This window comes from Vibrio sp. Sgm 5, from assembly GCF_026241575.1.
Lineage (GTDB): Bacteria > Pseudomonadota > Gammaproteobacteria > Enterobacterales > Vibrionaceae > Vibrio > Vibrio jasicida.
In genome coordinates this window covers 26,469-43,364 of the sequence record NZ_JAPHPY010000032.1, presented here as the reverse complement: position 1 = coordinate 43,364, position 16,896 = coordinate 26,469, and the positions used below count along the sequence as shown (strand labels likewise).

General features: G+C 43.5%; 19 protein-coding genes. 5 read left to right on the top strand and 14 right to left on the bottom strand.

Features of this window, described 5'->3' with window-relative positions; genetic code table 11:
* Window positions 1-475: 475 nt before the first annotated feature.
* From OQJ86_RS17125 to OQJ86_RS17100, 6 genes are all read right to left on the bottom strand, one after another.
* Window positions 476-1,087 (bottom strand): hypothetical protein, encoded by a 612-nt coding sequence (locus OQJ86_RS17125; protein WP_265988610.1) that lies wholly within the window; start codon window positions 1,085-1,087, stop codon window positions 476-478.
* A 2-nt stretch (window positions 1,088-1,089) separates the two neighbouring features.
* On the bottom strand, window positions 1,090-1,458 hold the full coding sequence (locus OQJ86_RS17120) for a hypothetical protein (protein WP_265988605.1): 369 nt from the start codon (window positions 1,456-1,458) through the stop codon (window positions 1,090-1,092).
* Window positions 1,459-1,461: 3 nt separating this feature from the next.
* Complete coding sequence (locus OQJ86_RS17115) at window positions 1,462-1,935, bottom strand: hypothetical protein (RefSeq protein WP_258666578.1); 474 nt, start codon at window positions 1,933-1,935, stop codon at window positions 1,462-1,464.
* Complete coding sequence (locus OQJ86_RS17110; protein WP_229621223.1) at window positions 1,922-2,113, bottom strand: hypothetical protein; 192 nt, start codon at window positions 2,111-2,113, stop codon at window positions 1,922-1,924. The genes OQJ86_RS17115 and OQJ86_RS17110 overlap by 14 nt, the downstream gene beginning before the upstream one ends.
* 184 nt (window positions 2,114-2,297) lie before the next feature.
* Window positions 2,298-2,861 (bottom strand): hypothetical protein, encoded by a 564-nt coding sequence (locus tag OQJ86_RS17105; RefSeq protein ID WP_265988597.1) that lies wholly within the window; start codon window positions 2,859-2,861, stop codon window positions 2,298-2,300.
* A gap of 98 nt (window positions 2,862-2,959) precedes the next feature.
* Window positions 2,960-3,949, bottom strand: a complete 990-nt coding sequence (locus OQJ86_RS17100; RefSeq protein WP_225473238.1) for a TIR domain-containing protein — start codon at window positions 3,947-3,949, stop codon at window positions 2,960-2,962.
* A gap of 724 nt (window positions 3,950-4,673) precedes the next feature.
* Between OQJ86_RS17100 and OQJ86_RS17095 the strand changes: the two genes are divergently transcribed.
* Window positions 4,674-6,023 (top strand): alpha-amylase family protein, encoded by a 1,350-nt coding sequence (locus OQJ86_RS17095; protein WP_265988593.1) that lies wholly within the window; start codon window positions 4,674-4,676, stop codon window positions 6,021-6,023.
* 66 nt (window positions 6,024-6,089) lie between these two features.
* On the opposite strand, the gene OQJ86_RS17090 is transcribed toward OQJ86_RS17095, so the two are convergent.
* On the bottom strand, window positions 6,090-7,085 hold the full coding sequence (locus OQJ86_RS17090; RefSeq protein WP_265988591.1) for a zinc-binding dehydrogenase: 996 nt from the start codon (window positions 7,083-7,085) through the stop codon (window positions 6,090-6,092).
* A gap of 261 nt (window positions 7,086-7,346) precedes the next feature.
* Window positions 7,347-8,462 carry a linear amide C-N hydrolase gene (locus OQJ86_RS17085; RefSeq protein ID WP_038867275.1) on the bottom strand — a complete coding sequence of 372 codons (1,116 nt, stop codon included), beginning with the start codon at window positions 8,460-8,462 and terminating at the stop codon, window positions 7,347-7,349.
* Window positions 8,463-8,547: 85 nt separating this feature from the next.
* Here OQJ86_RS17085 and OQJ86_RS17080 point away from each other — a divergent pair, with 85 nt between their 5' ends.
* Window positions 8,548-9,441, top strand: a complete 894-nt coding sequence (locus OQJ86_RS17080) for a LysR family transcriptional regulator (RefSeq protein ID WP_038867278.1) — start codon at window positions 8,548-8,550, stop codon at window positions 9,439-9,441.
* Between the two features lie 34 nt (window positions 9,442-9,475).
* Here the strand turns inward: OQJ86_RS17080 and OQJ86_RS17075 are convergent, their stop codons facing one another.
* The 3 genes from OQJ86_RS17075 to OQJ86_RS17065 all read right to left on the bottom strand — a co-directional run bounded on the left by OQJ86_RS17075 (window position 9,476) and on the right by OQJ86_RS17065 (window position 10,933).
* Window positions 9,476-9,919, bottom strand: a complete 444-nt coding sequence (locus tag OQJ86_RS17075) for a GNAT family N-acetyltransferase (protein ID WP_265988587.1) — start codon at window positions 9,917-9,919, stop codon at window positions 9,476-9,478.
* A gap of 173 nt (window positions 9,920-10,092) precedes the next feature.
* The gene (sigZ, locus tag OQJ86_RS17070; protein ID WP_005442530.1) at window positions 10,093-10,653 is read right to left on the bottom strand and encodes an RNA polymerase sigma factor SigZ; all 561 of its coding nucleotides are present in this window, start codon (window positions 10,651-10,653) and stop codon (window positions 10,093-10,095) included.
* The gene (locus OQJ86_RS17065; RefSeq protein WP_005433559.1) at window positions 10,640-10,933 is read right to left on the bottom strand and encodes an ArsR/SmtB family transcription factor; all 294 of its coding nucleotides are present in this window, start codon (window positions 10,931-10,933) and stop codon (window positions 10,640-10,642) included. Before OQJ86_RS17065 ends, sigZ begins: the two co-directional genes overlap by 14 nt.
* 251 nt (window positions 10,934-11,184) lie before the next feature.
* Here OQJ86_RS17065 and OQJ86_RS17060 point away from each other — a divergent pair, with 251 nt between their 5' ends.
* Complete coding sequence (locus OQJ86_RS17060) at window positions 11,185-12,321, top strand: permease (RefSeq protein WP_265988583.1); 1,137 nt, start codon at window positions 11,185-11,187, stop codon at window positions 12,319-12,321.
* A 75-nt stretch (window positions 12,322-12,396) separates the two neighbouring features.
* On the opposite strand, the gene OQJ86_RS17055 is transcribed toward OQJ86_RS17060, so the two are convergent.
* Complete coding sequence (locus OQJ86_RS17055) at window positions 12,397-12,768, bottom strand: YybH family protein (protein ID WP_009704826.1); 372 nt, start codon at window positions 12,766-12,768, stop codon at window positions 12,397-12,399.
* A 117-nt stretch (window positions 12,769-12,885) separates the two neighbouring features.
* Between OQJ86_RS17055 and OQJ86_RS17050 the strand changes: the two genes are divergently transcribed.
* Window positions 12,886-13,752 carry a LysR family transcriptional regulator gene (locus tag OQJ86_RS17050; RefSeq protein WP_265988579.1) on the top strand — a complete coding sequence of 289 codons (867 nt, stop codon included), beginning with the start codon at window positions 12,886-12,888 and terminating at the stop codon, window positions 13,750-13,752.
* 152 nt (window positions 13,753-13,904) lie between these two features.
* Window positions 13,905-14,198, top strand: coding sequence for a hypothetical protein (locus tag OQJ86_RS17045; RefSeq protein ID WP_042604928.1), 294 nt, complete (start codon window positions 13,905-13,907; stop codon window positions 14,196-14,198).
* 58 nt (window positions 14,199-14,256) lie between these two features.
* On the opposite strand, the gene OQJ86_RS17040 is transcribed toward OQJ86_RS17045, so the two are convergent.
* Together OQJ86_RS17040 and OQJ86_RS17035 are read right to left on the bottom strand one after the other, a co-directional pair.
* Window positions 14,257-16,215: a monovalent cation:proton antiporter-2 (CPA2) family protein gene (locus OQJ86_RS17040; RefSeq protein ID WP_265988575.1), complete on the bottom strand. Its 1,959-nt coding sequence runs from the start codon at window positions 16,213-16,215 to the stop codon at window positions 14,257-14,259.
* Entirely contained in the window at window positions 16,212-16,829 is a 618-nt protein-coding gene (locus tag OQJ86_RS17035) for an NAD(P)H-dependent oxidoreductase (RefSeq protein WP_039975008.1), read from the bottom strand. Before OQJ86_RS17035 ends, OQJ86_RS17040 begins: the two co-directional genes overlap by 4 nt.
* Window positions 16,830-16,896: the final 67 nt, after the last annotated feature.

The window sequence follows — 16,896 nt, the reverse complement described above, 5'->3', positions numbered from 1 at the left end:
ATACAGTGTTCCGAAAACTGAAAAGGCTTAGTGAATCATGTTCGCTAAGCTTTTGTTTTATTTGGCGCTCCCGACAGGATTCGAACCTGGGACCTGTCCCTTAGGAAGGGGCTCGTAAACGGCTCGATGGTCGTCGTTTTGGGTCGAGCGATGTGTTAGAAAAAGCATAAGAGAAAATAAGTCAAAAGGTGTTGAATTTGAGCGCCTATCTAATCGTTGAAACACAAAAAGGGGCAGAACTGATTTAGGGCAACCTGTCAGGTCCGGTCACATCGGGGAAGTGAAACTGATAGATTGTATCCAGACTAACTCACTTCAGCAAAGTTGACGCTTGACCATATCGTAAACGCTAAGTATCACCTAGTTGATTGGCTTCGGTCTTATTTCATCAAAGAAGGGTTTAGCTTCAACGTATCGTCCGCCAGAGCGCTACAGTATCAAATTGTAGACCTAAAAAAGCGAGCAAATGCTCGCTTCAATCTTCTTCACTCAATATCTTATCGATAACTTGTTCTATCTGCTCAAATGAACCATTCATTCTCGCCTTTCTCAAAGCCACTAAATCAGACAACTTGCCAGTTGAACGGTTAAGAATTGAAGTGGCATCATGTTTTAACAATTCATCGTTAAAGTCAGACACGTCCATTTCCTCTTGAACTCTATCTAGTTCGAACAAAGCATTAAACACGGCAAGTTGAGTAGCGACTTTCGAACCTAGTACAGACTTAATCGAAACGTCACGAGCTAATTGACCGATAGCTGTTGCTGAACAACTAGCTGCTTTAGTTCTCATTAACTGCTTTTCATAGTCAAGAACTTGCTGCGGAGTACGGCAATGAATTACCATCCATCTTAATTCTGAAAGAGCATCTGTTTGACCAGTACTCAAATATTGGCTATTTGCAATGCTATCGTCGATTGCTCTATTGAAGACTCGGAAACTCTGCAACTCAACTGGTTTAACAGTAATGCTTGATTTGAACGTTTGTTCTGTTTCCGTTTCTTCTAAGCGTTCCAATTTCAACTCAGCGGCATATAATGCGGCTTCAAGTTCGGCAATTCGTTTTTGTTCCTTTGATAGTTTCATCTTTACACCATTAGATTACGTTGATTGATTTGAAGCCATTTGCGAAAGGCATAGTTATCTGTTTTAACGACTGGACGAGGCATGCTAGAGTAGTGGTGGCACTCGCGCATAAACTGATCCAAATGTTTGCCATGAAGCAAGTACTTGATATCGTCAGTCAAGTCCTCCATTGAACCTTTAGACCCCATTCGTTTTTCGACTGTTGCAAGATATTCAATCGATTTTTCTTTTAATACGCTTTCAAATTCGAGTTGATATGCCTTTACAACGTTTGGTGACTGTTGCTCAAGTGTCGCTAATCGACTAACGATGCTGTAAAGAAAACCACTGTCCAACGCCGAAGCTGCTTTTTTTAATTCTTGAAAGTACATGTTTTAAATCCCGTTTTTAATGATTATTGTTTGTGCTTTTGCTAGCCAGTAGTTGGCAGCTAATAGATCTTCCCGTTGTGACACCGTAATGTCTTTACGTTCTAGTTGACGTTGAACCCAGTTCTTAAACTGAGAATCAGTAAACGTCATTTGCTCGCGGTCTAACGTTGTTCTACCAACAGCGAACTTAAGATCGTCGTTTGCTTTGTCGTAGGCGTAGAGTACTTGTGACTGCTCTTTAGTTCGTTTGCGTTCTTCATATTCGGCTTGCCTTTGAACTTGCTTTAGTTCATTTGAATGAGCAGATAAGAGTATTTCAAGCTCTTCTTCGTCTAACCAAGTACTCAGTCCACCAGCAACACGACAAGAAGCTTGGAACGCTTCTGGTGCTTGATATTGAATGGCATCAAGAACAGCACTAGCAAGCCAACGATTTGAAGTGTCACGCTGAACGTGATTGAGATTAATCTGCTGCATAACCGAGTCCTTTTAAACGTGCTTTAAATCGATTAACGTACTTGGTTACAGTGTTCCGTGAGCAATTGTTTTCACGAGCTAATGAACTAATCGATTTGATACCAAGACAAGACAATATTGCCAGTTCGGCACTGGCTATCTCATCAAACCGTTCTGGTCTGCCACCCGCTTTTTTCATGTTATTGCCTCTTTTGTAAATTAGAATTGCCGCATTTCGCACCAACCAGCGCGGCTCACTGGGTGGAATCATTCGGTGCAATGAGAAGATGCATTTCTCATTTCATGCTTGTATTTATAAGGGTTATTGAGCAGAGTTTTTTGAGCATGAAAAAGCGCTCGACGTGGTGCGAGGGCTAGAGGGATTAAAGTTTGGCGTTGATGATGAACTGTAGTTGTTTACTAGCGGCTTCTATGTTGTCTATTGCTAGAAATGCTGCTGCCTTTGATGTCTGGTCACAGAGTTTTTCTAGTGCTTCAAGCTTGCGAATGGCTTCAGCGTATAGCTTCTTGTCGATTTTGCCACCACGAGCCAACTTACCGCCTTTAGTGCTTGAACGTCGGTAGTCTTCTAGAGTCGTTAAAAACTGGCTGGTCAGTTGTCTTGTTTCTATCGCAAGGGTTTTAAGCTGCTTAGATTGATTGGCTTGATCGTTGGTGTCGTTAACAACTTCTTTGGCGAGTTGTTGCAGTTCTTCAAATGAAGCAACAAGAGTCGTTGTGTATGAGTTGATCTGGCGACTTAACTTTGTTGCTTCACTTGGCTCAAACAAGCTTGATAAAGCACGCTCAAGTAGTAGTTTGAGTCTTTTGTTGAGTACTTTGCCTGTTTTAGCTGTGTTCTTTCTCAACCATTTACGAGCCAAGTCGATAGCACGAGATTCAGCAAGGAATTCGTCGAATGTTAGGGTGGTTGATGTTGGTTTCATGTAAATATCTCCCGTTTTGAAGATATTTATGGTTAATAAAAAGGAGTTGATGCAATCAACTCCTTAATTACGGTCAAATTTAATAGCTTCAACAAAGACTATACATGATTCAAATCGACTGTAATGCCAGAGTGCTTCATCTCTTTAGCTAATTGATATTGCCAGCCATTTTGATGCAGAATGTAGACAACACCGCTAATATCACCTTGTATCTCAATTGTACCTTTAACTACAGCAGCTACTTTGTCTCGACCAAGCTTGCCTATGAAGTAACCGTGCTCAAATACGACGTTTTGCCTTGCTCTTTTTTTAAGTTCACTTGAACCGATGTTCCTGCCTTCATCACAAGCGGTGTATAAAATGATTGCATACTTCACGTCACTGTGAGCTTCAAGTTTTTCAATTATTGTTTTGCCACCACTGTATTGATCCTTAAGTATTATTGGTTCTAAATTCAACTTACGGCAGAGGTTCTCAGTTTCAACAAGTAAGTGTTCGTCATGACCATGTACAATAAAGACTCGTTCTTTAACAATGTTGGTTGCTACAGGCTCATAATATGAAGGAGTTGTGTTCTCTACGAATTGTTCTACAGTTGTAGGCTGTGAGCTTTCAGGTTCTTGATATGGTGTTGTTGATTGAGAGTTATTTTCCCAACCGTTTGTACGCTGACGAGGGAAAAAGTCCGGTTGACTATTTGTTTTAAACGGGTTCACAAAACGCTTTTCTAGTGGTGGCTGAGCTTGATTCGATGATTGGCTAAGTTGATTAGCTATATTGATACAACGTTGTCGCAAGTCATCATTGTGGTCAGTGTATGAAAAAGGGTTAGTTTCTCTTTCTATGTCATGCTCTGCGATCATTTCTAACAGTATTTTGCTGATGAAAGAGTTATCATGCTGATTGAAGAATGAACGGAGACGTTTGGCTTTTGAATCTCCAAATTCGGCATAACGGTCATCATAGATATCGATGCTAAATTGTTCGAAAAACTCTGAAAAGGTACGGTTACTGTAATTCAATACATAACCAGTCCCCATATTGAAGTACGTTTCTATAACTCTCTGATCTTTTTTGTCCAACGCCATCTTAAGCCTCAATTTTTAGCTACATAAAATGTATGGGCTAATGACCGCTCTTTCAAGAGCAATGTTAGAAAATTCAATGAATTTGAATAAGCGGAAATCAATACTTCCATTTGATAGCTAAAAGTCCGCATAGACATAGTAAGGTGACTTTCGAGCATCTTAAACATTATTTTCGCATGAAGCGCTGAGATAGTGCATTGAAATGAACAAGGTACTAAGGTGTTATACCGTACTTAAAAAGTAGCGCGTTTATCGCGCTATTTTTGTATGTAGCGTTCTTTATTTGTGCTCCTCTCATCATCTTTTCGAGTCTTTCTCTCCTTTCCTGTCAATTTATAAACCGCACCAACTGTGACGTGAACGGCAGTTTCGCTTTCTTAAATATTTGTTACATATCGAATTATTGCCCCATGTTCAGATTCTTACTGAGAAAAGGCGTAATAGTGATATTAGGCACGGACAGAATGTTTTTATTATAAAGTCATTATAAAACATGAGGTTAGGCTCGTATCTTTGCGGTTTTTGCTGTGCCTAAGGCTTTGGAGTGCTTTCAAACGGACGTTTAAACCTTAACTGGAGATAAGCTACGCCTTGTTTTTCCTCCTAGCAGAAATGCGAAAGGGGTGAGGGAGGCTCGCCAATAGTTCTTATAATTTTGCCTATTGGATTCGCTCACGATGAATTCGAGTAACAATGGGTGAGCGAACGCGACTAGGAGATAGACATGAGTGGCTTACAGAAAACACAATTAACAGGTGCAAATGTTATCTTGCACGCTTTTGATTGGAAGTATGCTGACATTGCCCAACGCGCAGCAGAGATCAGCGAGCTAGGTTACGGCTCGGTATTGGTTTCTCCGCCGATGAAAAGCGCACAAGATGAACGCTGGTGGCAGCGTTACCAACCTCAAGATTATCGTGTTATCGACAATGCGCTCGGTAATACCACAGATTTTAAAAACATGGTTGAAGCACTCGACCGTGTGGGCGTATTGGTTTACGCCGATGTCGTCTTTAATCACATGGCGAACGAAGCCCATTTACGCTCGGATTTACAATATCCACGCCAAGCCGTGATGGACGATTACCAGCAAAATGCTAGCAAGTATCAAGATCTGATTCTATTCGGTGACTTGTCAGAACCGTTGTTTGATGAGAATGACTTCGTTGAAGCTTTTGGCATTAAAGATTGGAAAGACAAGTGGGAAGTTCAAAATGGTCGAATCTCGGGCGGTCCAGCCGATCCTGGGTTGCCGACTTTACGTGTGTGCAAGCATGTTGTTGAGCAGCAACGTACTTACCTGAAAGCGCTTAAGGCTTTAGGCGTGAAAGGTTTCCGTATTGATGCCGCAAAGCACATGACTCTTGAGCATTTAAAGCAAGTGTGGACTGATGACATTACTCAAGACGTTCATATCTTTGGTGAAATCATCACAGATGGTGGCGCGACAGAAGAAGAATATGAATTGTTCCTTGAACCGTACTTAAAAGAAACGCGTTTGGGGGCCTACGACTTCCCGTTGTTCTCAACCATTTTTAAGGCATTTTCGAAGAAAGGCAGTTTTAAATCTTTGATCGACCCGTACTGTTTTGGTCAGGCTTTATCTAACCGTCGAGCTATTACTTTCGCGATTACTCATGATATTCCAAACAATGATGTGTTCTTGGATTTAGTCATGGATGAAGAGAACGAATGGCTAGCGTATGCCTACATTCTGGGACGCGATGGTGGTGTTCCGCTTATCTACACGGATTTGGATACCAGTGGTATCAAGGGCGTGGATGGCAAACCAAGATGGCAAAATGCGTGGAAGGACGCGCGTATGGCAAAGATGGTGGCATTCCATAATCTTGTTCATGGCGAACCAATGACGGTACTGGAAGGTAACGACGATATGTTGGTACTTCAGCGCGGCGAGAAGGGCATCTTGGTACTCAACAAATCTGCGCGAGCGCAATCACTGCAACTGACAGTGAACAAGGCTCTGGTTGATATGATGACCGGAGAACAAGTGCCTAACGGTGACGAGGTTAAAGTGGCGGCGAAATCAGCAATGTTGTTGGTGACAAACTAAGTGTTGGATAGGAAGCGCAAGCTATTTTCCAAGCTTGCGCTTCATCATTATGCTGTCGCTTAAGCACTAATTGGTTATTGTCGCGACAACTTTTCCAACCGTACGTTGCTGACGAATTGCTATTAATGCTTGAGGGACGTCTTTTAGCTCCACCAATTCCAACTTAGGTATTGTGATCTCACCGCGTTCTAGCATGTGAGAAAACTCACTCCCGGCTTTTACCAAAGAATGAAAACCTATCTCACCGTGAACATGGCCAGATCCTAAGCTTAACTGATGGAAAGTAAGCCCTTGCAGGAAAGCGCCTGGGTATTCGGTTGCTCGGGTTGTTCTTACTAGCTCTACCATTTCGCCTTCAAACCCCAGCACAGAGGCACACAAGATGTCGTTGTCGCCACCAACGCAATCCAAAGATACTTCTACGCCTAAGCCTTCAGTGATAGACATGACGTGTTCTCGAACATCTTCTAGTTTGTAGTCAATGACATGTGTTGCGCCTAACGATCGAACAAATTCATGGTTGAGCGCTGAACTGGTTGTGATGATGGTTTTTACGCCAAAGAAGCGTGCCAGCTGAATAGCAAAACAGCCAACGCCTCCCGATCCTCCAGCAATAAAGATGCTTTTACGAGTTGAGATGTTTAGCTTGTCGACAAGAGCTCGATAAGCCGTCCAGCCAGCACAAGGTGTTGCGGCAGCGATTTCTGGTTCAACATTTGGGTGAGCAACCAACGTGCGTGAGTCGTGAATCGCGTATTCGGCGAAACCACCGCTCATTCGACGCATGTTGCCATGATAGAGAACGCGATCACCTACCTGCCAACCCGATACCTTGTCACCGATGGCAACGATTTCCCCCGAAACATCGAGGCCACCAACGAAAGTATCGTCCATGCCATCGACCATCTCGTGCCAAAGGTTGACCTTTGCATCGACAGGGTTGAGCCCAATAGCATGAACTTTCACTAACACATCTAATCCACTCGCAAGCGCTGGAGTGTCGATGTCGGTATAGGTATAGGTAAAGGTATCTTGATCTTTTTGGTAAGTGATCGCTTTCATTCTTTTCCTCTAAGGGCATAAAGCACCGAGTTATATGGCTTAATAACGTTAGAATAGTTGGAAATCTTCATTTTGTTCCACGTATATTAGCCTTAAGGCAATGCTTTCAAAAATTATCATTTGTTCTCATATTCATAAACTTATGTAATCCAAATTGAGTTATTATCTTATTTATGTGCTGTGAGTATAAAAAAAGCGCCGAGTAAGTCGGCGCCTTTGGTAGATGTTTGTCCAAACACCTTTCAAGTTCTGCTGTTTAAGCTATTTCACTAAGTGTTGACCCATGACGCCATCGCCTTTTTCTAAGCGAGATGAAATGTCACCAAACAGATCCGGTAAATCGGCTTTGATGGTGTAGTTATGGCCGTCATTCAACTTATTAAAGTCCACTGAGTACTGCGTGTAACTGTCGTCATACTGGTAACGCACGTTCATTACTTTTTGGTCTAGGTTGTACACCAAACCATAGATGGTTGCGTAGCCACGCATTTCGCCATTCACTGGGCGGTTTGCCGCATCCAATGGGATTTTGTAGGTCACACTATCCAGTTTCGCAATGCCATTGGTGTAGCTGCTAGGCTCTTTAAGCTGGTCCTTCATGTAGCTGTTCCAGATAAAGCGTTGAGCAGAATTAATGTTACCCGGGATGGGGAACTCACCATTCACATCACTCTTCGCTTTGGGTTGCGCTTCTTGCCAGTTTTTCAAGTGTTGCGCGTACTCTGGGCTGTTAGTCATCACGTCATATTGTTTGCCATGATGCACTTGCCAAGCGCCGTCGATGTATTCCAACACAGCAGAGTCACCACTTGCGTCTTCTAATGAATAATGCCCCTTCATTTCGATGCCATTGTGGCTGAACTGTTGGATTTGGATTGAATCTAGATTCTTCAATGCTTCATCAACGGATGCAAAGCTATCAATCAAATAGGCGACAAAGCGCGAGTTTTCGATTTGTTGTTTGCCAGCTTGTGGTGCCCCTGGGTTTTCTTCATCCAAGAACAGGGCATTCGCCGCAAAGCCTTTCTCGTTAAAGCCATCAATAATGCCCACGCCGTAAATACTTACACCGATAGAAGCGTATTTCGATGTCCACGTAAGCGCATCGTCTTTATCGTAGCCACGGTATGTTTGGCCTGCGTGACGAACATCAATGGTTGGTTGATTGGCTTCCATCCAATCCATAGTACGAGAGACAAATACACCGTGGTCTTGAGTCTCCCAAACCAAACGTGAACACGCATTTGCTGCGGTAGAGATGCTGCCAACTGCCATTGCAACTGATGCTGCTAGAAGTACTTTTTTGCTAAAACCTTTCATTGAATTGCCCTCGTAACGTTTCAATACGAGGTCATTATTACGTTTAATATTCACCATGTAATCTCAGTTATGTTGCAGATTTTGCAACAAGACAGTTTAGATTGAGCTAAGATAAACAGGTTTATTGTTTGAGGACCTTCCAATGCCCAGAGCCAGTTTTGACCAACTTACTGCATTTGTCGCTGTCGCAGAGCATGGATCATTTAGCCAAGCCGCAAGGGTAATCGGGAAAGACAGAGCGACGCTGCATCACCAAGTCAGCGATCTCGAAATTGATTGGGATGTGATCTTGTTTGAACGTAAAGGAAGAACACCAGTCTTGACGGAAGTAGGAACGACGTTACTTACCCAAGCCAAGCATATTCTTTACCAAATGCAGTCTTTAGAGCTTTCTTGCGACAGCTACTCTCAAGGGGATGTTCCGGAGATAACGATTTGTCACGACATGTCGGTACCGTGTGATGCCATCGCGGACATCGATCTGTCTTTGCGTAAGCAATACAAGAGTACAGCGATTCATTGGTTACATCGCAGCCGAGATGAAGCGTTAGAAATGCTTATGGCGAAACAAGCGGATTTTGCGGTGGTACTTAACAGCGGCAAAGCGTTCCCAACCGAAGGGATGTCTTTTATTAACTTGGGCTATCCAAGGTTTACCTTCTATGCGCATCAGAAAAGCCCAATAGCGCAGAAACCCGTGGTGACTCTGCAGGATCTTGCGTCACATCATCAATACATTGCAGAAAATTTCAGTACCAGTGCACTTGGTAATCAACAGGTGATGTCACCAAACATTTCTCGAATCAGTAACATCGATGTGTTGATGCGATTATTGAAAAATGATGGCTTTGCCTTGCTTCCTCATCATTTAGTGCAAGCTCATGATGAGAAAGGCGAGTTTGTCCCGTTAAACATCGATTTTATGGCAAACGAAGGTCGTGCTGGCTATGTGCTACTAAAGCGAGGCAATACGTTAAGCCCCGTACATCAAAAGCTGGTGGCGTTGGTGACCGAATGGTTTGATAAACAGGTGTAAAAGCCAGAATTCTCCATTTTGGATTCGTACTGGATTAAGAAAGCACTAATTGTAGTGAGATGTCACCATCATCGAGTACGCCATTCTCTTGAAATCCGAACGCACGATAAAGCTTACCTGCCTGCTGATTGGAGGGTTTATGCATCGTGAATAAGGTTTTCCCTCCGAGTTGTTTCACTTCTTCAACGAGCAAGCTAAGTACTTGCTTTCCATACCCTTTGTTCTGGTGATCTTTGTCGATCATAAAGCGGAACAGCCAGTAAATGGAGTAATCAAGCGGCTCGTCTTCATGGCAAAACGCAAGTAAACCTATCACCGTCTCTTGCTCATAAATCACTTTCAATCGGTAGTCGGTTTCAAAGCGTGATTGAGCAATCGTAATCGCGTTGGAGGCAAGGTTTTCTTCTTGTTCTGGGTGAAGATTGAGACGAATACAATCTAGATAGTTTTCTTTGGTGAGTTCTCTTAATGAGATCATAAAAACGAGTTTCCTTCTTCCTTAAAGCAGAAGAAGTAAAGCTTATTATTCAGCAAGATAGCAAATGAGAGAGCTGACGAAGAGATAAAGCTGTGATTGAGTTCATAGATAGGCGACTCGATGACGAGCCGCCAAGCTATCGGTATTCATTGTGAGGCGCATTCAGCGATGGATTAACATTTATCGCAAGAAGCACCGTTTTGGTTGCAATCTGTCATACGACCTTGTTTGTCGAACGAGAAACTGCAACATTCTTCAAATAGCTTTTTCAATTCGACACGTCCTCTCTGTACGCGCGATTTGAGGGTTGAGTAGCTGATACCTTGTTCTTCGGCCAACTTCTTCTGGCTCATGCCTTCAAGCTCTATAGAAGAGAGCAGTTGCGATTGCTCATCTGGTAATGCTTGCACAAACGGCGCAATGCACTTTGACAGTTCTTGTTTCAGGTTTGATTCTTGCTCTTCAAACCAAAGATCGTCAGCAACGAGGTCATTATCACGCTGATTTCGAGCGCGTTTACGGTAGAAATCGATGATGGCGTTATTCGCTATTTGGAAGAGCCAAGATTTGACGCTTGATACATCACGAATATCCGCAAGGTTTTGATAAGTCTTAAGTAAAATCTCTTGTTTTAAGTCGTCTACATCATCTTCATTGCTGACTTTAGAGCGCAAGAACGCATGAATAGCGTGTTCGTATTCGCTCCAAATTGATTCGAGATTAGCAGTTTTCATTGATGCAACACTCGTCACGCAAGAAACCAATAACCGTATCTAAGCATTCATACTCAGCAACACAATATAAAGTACGACCTTCACGACGCTGACTAATTAAGCCGGCTGAGGCTAGGCTCGAAATGTGATGAGAAAGGGTAGAGGCTGGAATACCAAGTTTATCTTGTACGCCACCAACCGCGATTCCTTCATAGCCTGCTTTGACCACCTCTTTATAGATACATAAACGGGTAGGGTGTCCTAGCTCTTTGAGCGCTTTTGCTACAGCTTCGAGTTCCATACTGACCTCTTGGAATGACAGACGATAAATACATTTCGATGATAGTGAAAGTGTGGGTGAATAGCAAACAAGAAAAATTACCTAGTTAATTAATTGATTATTAAGACTTTAAATTATATTTCGATATTTATCGAAATATAATGGTTGACGCGTCGATTTTTAATTCTATAATTCGAGAAAAGTAGAAATGAAGAGTTCAGCTTCATTAGGAAATTTACAGTTACTGATGTGACATCAGTAGGAGAATCAATATGAATCCAGAAATCATGACCATGGCTAAGGAAGCGCTTGATATGTTTGCGTTTCTAGCAACCGAACTTATCATCCTATTCCTAGCAATTAGCTACATCGTGGGTGTGTTGCAAGATTTTCTAACGCCAGAAAAAATCCAATCTATCCTGAGCTCGAAAAAGGGTAAAGGTTACTTTATCGCTGCGCTATTAGGTTCGATTACGCCTTTCTGTTCGTGTTCGACCATTCCTTTCTTGAAAGGTCTATTGCGTGCAAGAGCAGGTTTTGGACCTATGATGGTGTTCCTATTTGCTAGTCCACTGCTTAACCCAGTGATCATTGGTTTGTTTGTAGTGACCTTTGGTTGGAAAGTAGCGGTATTCTACTTTGCTATTGCGATGACAGTGTCTGTGGTTGCAGGCTATGTACTTGAAAAGCTAGGCTTTGAACGTTACGTAAAACCAGAAGCGTACGAAGCAGCAGGCACCTCTTCATGTGGTACATCTTGCGGTGATTCAAGCAAGAAAAAAGAACAAGCAAAACCAGCATCAAGCTGTGGTACTAGCACTTGTGGTGAACCTGCACCAGCTGCAGCAAAAACATCATGCTGTAGTGAGCCAGCGCCTGTGGTAGCGAAAACATCTTGTTGTGGTGATAGCGCACCAAAAGCAGAACCTAAAGTAGAAGTGTCTTGCTGTTCATCAGACGGTAGTGCAACAGCGACAATCGTGGAAGAAAAAGAGCCTAGCCGCTGGGTACGTATTTGGCACTCAACTTGGAAAGACTTTAAACAAGTGTTCCCTTACCTAATGATGGGTATTGCGATTGGTTCATTCATCTACGGCTTCATCCCAACGGATCTTATTGCGGAGTACGCAGGTGAAGCGAAGTGGTACGCGATTCCAGTAGCAGCAATTATTGGTATTCCATTGTACATCCGTGCAGAGGCAGTTATTCCACTAAGTGCGGCGCTAGTACAAAAAGGTATGGCACTGGGTTCGGTAATGGCACTTATCATTGGTAGCGCAGGCGCAAGTCTTACAGAAGTGATTTTGTTGAAATCAATCTTTAAGAACCAAATGATTGCAGCCTTCCTATTCGTTATCTTAACGATGGCAATGGGCGCAGGTTACCTATACACCTTCATCTTTGCTTAATTTAGTTAAGTAAACTGAAAAACAAAAATCCCCAAGTTTCGGCTTGGGGATTTTTTATTCTGAAAGACTTAAAGCTTATCGCTCGCCAAGCACTTCAAACTCATCGTAAGTTAGGCGAGACAAACCATCTTCTTGAATTTCCCATAACTCTTTGTGCACGACACCAAACGCCTTGTTCATCGTCCAATCTGAAGTAAGAATGTAGCCATTTTCGCTGTCTTTTTCCCACTTAGTGTTGGTGTAGTCCACGCTGTTAAAACCTTGGTCCATGATGTTTTGCCAGAATGCTTGGATCGCTTCACGTCCCTCAAATGTGCCAAATGGTTTTGCAATCATAACCGCATCTTCTGCGTATTGTGCTGCACAGCCCGCAGCGTCTTGATTGTTGAAAGCGATTTGCCATGCTGAAATACCTGCTTGAGCGCGTTCTAAAACTGATTGAGTCATCCTGAATATCCTGTGATTGGTGTTTGTTTATGGAGTAATCATAGGGTTAGAATTAAGATAGAAAAACAAAGTAATAAGAATTTAATGTTCTGTAAAAAAGAACAATAAGGAAGGACGATGAATAAGCTGCGTTTGATGTCTCTGTTCGTTCATATTGTCGAGTGTGGTTCAATCTCCAAAGCTGCCGATAAGTTAGAGCTTTCTAAGTCAGTGTTGAGCTCTGCTTTGAAGCAACTCGAACTAGAGCTGGATACTTGCTTACTCAAACGTACGACCAGAAAGCAAACTCTGACCTCGACGGGTGAGCGCTTTTACGAGCAGTGCGCGCAAATGACAAAACAAGCAGAGGCCGCGTGGTTAGAAGCCACAGAGTTAAAGCAAGTGCCAACGGGAAGGCTTACCGTCACTGCGCCTCATGCACTAATGGGTTCAATAGTGTTGCCAGCTTTAACGAGCGCTTTTGCTGATTACTCTGATGTGCAGTTAAATTTGATCAGTGACGATAAGCATGTGGATATCGTTCAACAGGATATCGATCTTGCCGTACGAGTAGGGGCTTCTGGCGATTCAAACATTAAGCAGCGTAAAGTGGGGCAGTTTTGTGACGTCTTGTGTCGTGCGAAAGGCGCGCATACTGATTTTGAAAGTGCGCCTTATATTGCTCAACATTGGCAGCTTGAACCTGTTATCCATGCGTTTGCTTCCAAGGAGCCAGAACATCAAATTCAATATCCAGTGAAGCACCGAGCGAATACCGTCTTTGATGTGGCGAGTCTGTTAGAAATGGGGTTAGGCGTTGGGCTCTTGCCTGATTTTATGTTGGAGTCGAACTCGTTTCTTGAACCGGTTCCCGGTGTGAAAGCGTCAAAGGTGAACCCAATTTATGTATTGCATCCCTACCAAGCTCATGTGCCGATGGCAGTGACATTAGCAATAAAGGCGATTGAATCGCGCATTGACGAAGTAATTTTATGTAAAAACTGACGGTTATCGGGTCGAACATTCAGAGTTGGTTTGGAATTAAAATTGATGAATTTTTATTCAGGATCAATCTTCATTATTATTTCACCCCACGTTCAAAATGCCTCGTCTACACTATTTGATGAGTTGTCAGTTGGCAGACCAAGGAGGCAGCCATGATTGCAGTTCATCGAGAGTATTGTTTATCGAATAGCCCAGATTTACACGCCCATGTTGAAGTCAATCCCGTCGGTAAATTGGAAGTTGAAATTGTCGAGCTTCAAGAACGCCACACCACCGAGTTTGATGATCTTTCTTTTGAAAGTAGTGGCGCTCAAACTTGTATTTGCGGGAAAGAAGACACCATTTCGTGGCAGTTCAACTTAGCGAAAACCGACGCATTAGAATTGTCGCATTTAGTTGATGAAGCGAATGAAGAGTATGAGACATTGATGAGTGATCTGATGTAGGTAATTATTCTCCCTTTTTCGCATTAAAAAAACCTCCCAGCGTGGGAGGTTTTCGCGTTTATTGAGGTTGTTCTTTGCAAGGGTTCAGCTCTTGGACGTTTTCTTCGTTGAAGTCATCCGCATACCCTTTTGGTGGCGGTGTCCATCCACGTTCTGAACGGGAGAGCTTATCGTGACGATCTTTTTGCATCTCTTCAGCCATCTTTTCTTCAAGATGGATAAACAGTTGACGGAAGTTGTTATCGTAACGCTCTCCTTCAGAATCGTCTGCCCATGCTTCGTATAACATGTCAGACTTTCGGTCTTCCACGCGTTTATAGGTTGCTTTCTGTTGCTCTACATAGAACGGGTGAATGCCCAGTGATTTCATAACATGACCGCCCATCTCCAAAGCTGAATGATAGGTTTCAGATTCAATAATATCTGCGCCTGCTTGACGAAGTAAGTAACTGTGTCCACGGTCAAAGGCGCGCGCAATGATTTTCACCTTCGGATACGTGTGCTTGACGTATTTGACCAGTTCAACACTCGCTTCTTGATTGTCGATGGCTACGACAATCGCGGCAGCGTGCTCAATGCCAGCGGTATGTAGCATATCTGGGCGCATAGCGTCCCCGAAGTAGGCACGAGTGCCTATTTGTCGCATGTTGTCGACTTGGCTTGCTTGGTGGTCGAGTACAACCGTTTCCACGCCATTAGATACCAACAAGCGGTTTACGATCTGACCAAAGCGGCCGATACCTGCAATGATGACGGTACCTTGTTCTTCAATGGTGTCACTTTCGCGCTCATTCGATTCACTTTCAAAGCGAGGAAGAATCACTTTATCAAATAGAATGAATAGACCAGGCGTTAGGAACATAGAGATCGCAACAACCAATGCCAGCGTTTGTGAAAGCTCGAATGGGATTACGTGGTTTTGTACTGAGAAGCTCAATAGCACAAAGCCGAATTCACCCGCTTGCGCCAAGCTCAAAGTAAACAACCAACGGTTACTGCCTTTGATACGGAAGATGAACGCAAGTGCGAATAGAATCGCTGCTTTCAGAATCATCGCGCCTAGCGTTAGACCGATGATCAAACCAAAGTCGCTGAACAGCACTGAGAAGTCGATGCCAGCACCTACCGTGATAAAGAACAAGCCAAGTAGCAAGCCTTTAAACGGCTCAATATTTGATTCCAGCTCATGGCGGAACTCACTGTTCGCCAGAACCACACCTGCTAAGAACGTACCCAGAGCCGGAGACAGACCCACTAGGCTCATCAAAGCCGCAATGCCGATCACCAGCATTAATGCTGTTGCAGTAAAGATTTCACGTAGACCAGAGCTTGCTACGTAGCGGAATAGTGGGCGACTGAGGAAATGCCCGCCAACAACGACGATAGCAATAGAAGCCGTAATCACTAGACCGTAAGCCCAGCCAGGAAGTCCAGCCACTAGGCTAAGTTCCTCATGGTGTTCTGCAGCTGCTTGCGCTGCCGATTGCGCTTGTTCTACCAACTCTGGTAGTGCCAATAGCGGAATAAACGCCAACATTGGAATTACGGCGATATCTTGGAAAAGCAGCACCGAGAACGCGTTCTGACCACCTTCTGTTTTGGTCAGTCCTTTCTCGCTAAAGGTTTGCAGAACAATCGCTGTTGATGATAGAGCGAAAATCAGACCAATGGCCAATGCAACGGTCCAAGTTTGTCCAAAATAAAGCGCGATGGCCATGATCAGAGCAGCGGTTCCACCGACTTGTAAGCCACCTAAGCCCATCAAGCGGTTACGCATTGCCCACAGCATTTTAGGTTCAAGTTCCAAACCAACGAGGAACAACATCATGACCACACCAAATTCAGCAAAGTGTTGAATTGTTGTGGTTTCTTCACCTACGAGGCCGATAATAGGACCAATGACCACACCCGCAATCAAGTAACCTAATACCGAGCCTAAGCCTAGACGTTTTGCTAAAGGAACGGCGACGACAGCGGCAATAAGGTAAACAAAGGCTTGTAAGAATATCCCTGTCATGATGCTTCCTTAATCAGTTGTGGTAATGCACTGTTGAGTTTGATGAGCGATGCCGCTGCTTCAAGGTCAAGTGTGTCATTGACGAGCGCATTGAGTAGCGTTTTGTAGCGTTCAACATGCTGTGGAATTCGATCTTCTTCTTGGGCTGTACGGGAGCCAAACAATGCAAGTGGAGCAATGTAGTTCATCCCAGTCAGTGCCGACATTTGCTCGATAGGAGCTAATAGCTCACGGATGGTGAAGTGGTTGTAGCCTTCGGCTTTATAGGCCTCTTCTTTACCACCTGCGGATAAGACACAAAGCATGGTTTTGCCATGAAGCTCTGTCCCTTCCGAACCATAAGCAAAGCCGTATTCTAAAACCAGATCTTGCCACTCTTTTAAAATGGCTGGCGTGGAATACCAGTACAGCGGAAATTGAAAAATCACCACATCGTGGTCGCGTAAACGCTGTTGTTCTCGGTCAATATTGATATTGAAGTGCGGGTACTCGGCATAGAGATCGACACAAGTGACACCTTCAATTGTATTAGCTGCTTTAAAAAGGGGAGTATTCACCTCTGAGCGATGCTGGGAAGGATGCGCAAAGAGAATCAATACTTTTTTATTTATCATAGGAATCCTTGCTATGCGTCTAAACCATTTTTGGTATAAGAATGAAAGACTTTTGGTTGCTGTATCA

Excerpts from the sequence above, each read along its gene's own strand:
- OQJ86_RS17035 (WP_039975008.1), bottom strand. The coding sequence starts at position 16,829 with ATGATAAATAAAAAAGTATTGATTCTCTTTGCGCATCCTTCCCAGCAT.
- OQJ86_RS17125 (WP_265988610.1), bottom strand. The coding sequence starts at position 1,087 with ATGAAACTATCAAAGGAACAAAAACGAATTGCCGAACTTGAAGCCGCA.
- OQJ86_RS17080 (WP_038867278.1), top strand. The coding sequence starts at position 8,548 with ATGCCCAGAGCCAGTTTTGACCAACTTACTGCATTTGTCGCTGTCGCA.
- OQJ86_RS17055 (WP_009704826.1), bottom strand. The coding sequence starts at position 12,768 with ATGACTCAATCAGTTTTAGAACGCGCTCAAGCAGGTATTTCAGCATGG.
- OQJ86_RS17090 (WP_265988591.1), bottom strand. The coding sequence starts at position 7,085 with ATGAAAGCGATCACTTACCAAAAAGATCAAGATACCTTTACCTATACC.
- OQJ86_RS17105 (WP_265988597.1), bottom strand. The coding sequence starts at position 2,861 with ATGAAACCAACATCAACCACCCTAACATTCGACGAATTCCTTGCTGAA.
- OQJ86_RS17095 (WP_265988593.1), top strand. The coding sequence starts at position 4,674 with ATGAGTGGCTTACAGAAAACACAATTAACAGGTGCAAATGTTATCTTG.
- OQJ86_RS17045 (WP_042604928.1), top strand. The coding sequence starts at position 13,905 with ATGATTGCAGTTCATCGAGAGTATTGTTTATCGAATAGCCCAGATTTA.
- OQJ86_RS17050 (WP_265988579.1), top strand. The coding sequence starts at position 12,886 with ATGAATAAGCTGCGTTTGATGTCTCTGTTCGTTCATATTGTCGAGTGT.
- OQJ86_RS17075 (WP_265988587.1), bottom strand. The coding sequence starts at position 9,919 with ATGATCTCATTAAGAGAACTCACCAAAGAAAACTATCTAGATTGTATT.
- OQJ86_RS17110 (WP_229621223.1), bottom strand. The coding sequence starts at position 2,113 with ATGAAAAAAGCGGGTGGCAGACCAGAACGGTTTGATGAGATAGCCAGT.
- sigZ (WP_005442530.1), bottom strand. The coding sequence starts at position 10,653 with ATGAAAACTGCTAATCTCGAATCAATTTGGAGCGAATACGAACACGCT.
- OQJ86_RS17120 (WP_265988605.1), bottom strand. The coding sequence starts at position 1,458 with ATGTACTTTCAAGAATTAAAAAAAGCAGCTTCGGCGTTGGACAGTGGT.
- OQJ86_RS17100 (WP_225473238.1), bottom strand. The coding sequence starts at position 3,949 with ATGGCGTTGGACAAAAAAGATCAGAGAGTTATAGAAACGTACTTCAAT.
- OQJ86_RS17085 (WP_038867275.1), bottom strand. The coding sequence starts at position 8,462 with ATGGTGAATATTAAACGTAATAATGACCTCGTATTGAAACGTTACGAG.
- OQJ86_RS17065 (WP_005433559.1), bottom strand. The coding sequence starts at position 10,933 with ATGGAACTCGAAGCTGTAGCAAAAGCGCTCAAAGAGCTAGGACACCCT.
- OQJ86_RS17115 (WP_258666578.1), bottom strand. The coding sequence starts at position 1,935 with ATGCAGCAGATTAATCTCAATCACGTTCAGCGTGACACTTCAAATCGT.
- OQJ86_RS17040 (WP_265988575.1), bottom strand. The coding sequence starts at position 16,215 with ATGACAGGGATATTCTTACAAGCCTTTGTTTACCTTATTGCCGCTGTC.
- OQJ86_RS17060 (WP_265988583.1), top strand. The coding sequence starts at position 11,185 with ATGAATCCAGAAATCATGACCATGGCTAAGGAAGCGCTTGATATGTTT.